The sequence below is a fragment of the Endozoicomonas sp. ONNA2 genome (genome assembly GCF_024606365.1).
Taxonomy (GTDB): domain Bacteria; phylum Pseudomonadota; class Gammaproteobacteria; order Pseudomonadales; family Endozoicomonadaceae; genus Endozoicomonas.
Genome location: NZ_JAHHPO010000172.1, coordinates 1 through 1,245 on the forward strand (window position 1 = coordinate 1; position 1,245 = coordinate 1,245).

General features: G+C 46.6%; 3 protein-coding genes. 2 read left to right on the top strand and 1 reads right to left on the bottom strand.

The window, feature by feature from the left end:
* The first annotated feature begins 89 nt into the window (after positions 1 to 89).
* Together KDK14_RS03120 and KDK14_RS03125 are read left to right on the top strand one after the other, a co-directional pair.
* Complete coding sequence (locus KDK14_RS03120; protein WP_257263562.1) at positions 90 to 227, top strand: hypothetical protein; 138 nt, start codon at positions 90 to 92, stop codon at positions 225 to 227.
* A gap of 75 nt (positions 228 to 302) precedes the next feature.
* The gene (locus KDK14_RS03125; protein WP_257263563.1) at positions 303 to 614 is read left to right on the top strand and encodes a hypothetical protein; all 312 of its coding nucleotides are present in this window, start codon (positions 303 to 305) and stop codon (positions 612 to 614) included.
* A 42-nt stretch (positions 615 to 656) separates the two neighbouring features.
* On the opposite strand, the gene KDK14_RS03130 is transcribed toward KDK14_RS03125, so the two are convergent.
* Positions 657 to 1,016, bottom strand: a complete 360-nt coding sequence (locus tag KDK14_RS03130; protein ID WP_257263564.1) for a hypothetical protein — start codon at positions 1,014 to 1,016, stop codon at positions 657 to 659.
* Positions 1,017 to 1,245 lie beyond the last annotated feature (229 nt).

The following is a 1,245-nucleotide window of genomic DNA, read 5'->3' on the forward strand; positions in this document are numbered from 1 at the left end:
GGTACTGCAACGGGTTATAACGAAGTACTGACAGTATAAACACAACCTGCCAACAACTTATCCACAGACTTATTCTGGAAAAAGTGAGGATGCGTCTTTATTCTTGGGCTCATTCAAAGAAGTTGAAGAAAAGACAGGATGATATTGACCGGGAGCTTCGCAAGCTTAAACGACGTATCAACGCTCTGGAGAAAGAGCGGTTGTCACTTTCAGTTCCTGATCAGTAATAACAGGATTTGCAATGCTTCGAACCTGTCTTGCATTTGATTGTGGTGTCAGCGAACAATGATCGGGAGGCGGTAGTGAAAATCCCCCAAACCATAAAGAACAATGTTGCGAATATTATTGACAGGTTCAACAAGGAGAATGGTTGTCAGTACCAGGAAAGATACCGGGGAGAATATCTGTATCTCGATAAAATTGACACCCATGGACCGGGACAGGTTTGCCGATTGAAGTTCAACGGCGGAGAAGATGACTGGTCTTTTGCGATTTATAAATACTCCTCTGCACGATACGACAGTGAGGAAATATTCTTTCCCGGTGAAGAGTACGTGAATGGCACAGTAGAAGGTGCATTAAAGGCGGGACTGCTGGCGTACCCACCTTATTAATCAGGGATATGTGTCGGGTTTTGATGCGGGAACCCAGCAACCCTACCGTCTCAGGTCTAATTCCCAGTAATCCATAATCCGCATCCGACCAATGGTCTGCATATCCGGCTGCCGGGTGCTGGCCTGATCGAGACCTTTATAACTGATCTGAAAACTGCACAACTGCTGTTTACCATTCACTTCACGCCGGGCCAGAAACATACCCGGCCCTGGTCGTAATTCTCGTTCTACCACCAACAGGGTGAAGCCGGTAAAGCACTCGATGGTTTCCGGCACATAGTAATACTCGTAGAGTTTCTTATCCCGGGGTTTGTGTTGCTGGCTGACAAATACATCCGGCACACTGGCAGTCACTTCATACCAATCCCCTTCCGGTGGTACAACGGTAACATGGGTGAGCATGGTCGTATTTGCTGCCGGCTCTTTGGGTTTCTCCGGTCCCGGGTCGTAAGGATCTCCCAGCCCCGCAACGGTTTAAATCATTACAATCATTTAAATAATTATAATGATTTATTCAATTCAACCCGTTAGCGGGCCTGAAAGATTTTTTTCACACAACTACTGGATTCATTTCCTGTTGCAAATATAGGATTTCAGCCATAATCCCCCCAACAAACCCCCCGGCAAGAGC